The organism is Streptomyces humi, assembly GCF_001005085.2.
Lineage (GTDB): Bacteria > Actinomycetota > Actinomycetes > Streptomycetales > Streptomycetaceae > Streptomyces > Streptomyces humi.
Genome location: NZ_LBMU02000209.1, coordinates 1 through 620, shown reverse-complemented (window position 1 = coordinate 620; position 620 = coordinate 1). Strand labels below are relative to the sequence as shown.

1 protein-coding gene is annotated in these 620 nt (G+C 75.2%); it reads right to left on the bottom strand.

Annotated elements, in window-relative coordinates:
• Positions 1-620 (bottom strand): FAD-dependent oxidoreductase (locus AAW13_RS43945; protein WP_143145132.1); only part of this gene is annotated, 620 nt, incomplete at both ends.

Genomic DNA, 620 nt, shown 5'->3' with positions numbered 1-620 from the left:
TGACCCCGCACCGCAGGTCCACGCCGTGCGCGCGCTGGAGGTCGGCCGCCACCTCGCCGACCATCGCACCCAGCGCCCCCACCAGCGGATACGGCGCGAGTTCGGCGACGGTCACCGGGATGTCCCGCTCCCGGCAGACGGAGGCGATCTCGGAACCGGTGAACCCCGCCCCGATGACCAGCACCCGGGACGGCCCGGCGGCGAGCGCCCGCCGCAGACCCTCGGCGTGCTCACGGGTCCGCACCACGAACACCCCGTCCAGCGCGGCCTCCGACTCGACGAACCACGGCCGGGCCCGCACCCCGGTGGCGATCAGCACCCGGTCGAAGGGCACCTGTCGGCCGTCGGCGAGCCGCACCCGGTTGCCGGCCAGATCCAGCCCGCTCGCCGGCACCCCCAGCAGCCACTCCGCGTCGACGTCACGACGCCGCGGCAACCTGGTGCCGTCGGCGGGCACCCACCCCGTCAGCACCTGTTTCGACAACGGCGGACGGTCGTACGGCTCCCCCAGCTCGTCGCCGATCATCGTCAGCGACCCGGTGAACCCCTCGTCACGCAGGCACTCCGCCGCCCGCAACCCCGCCAGGGACGCCCCGACGACCACGATCCGGCCGTCGCGC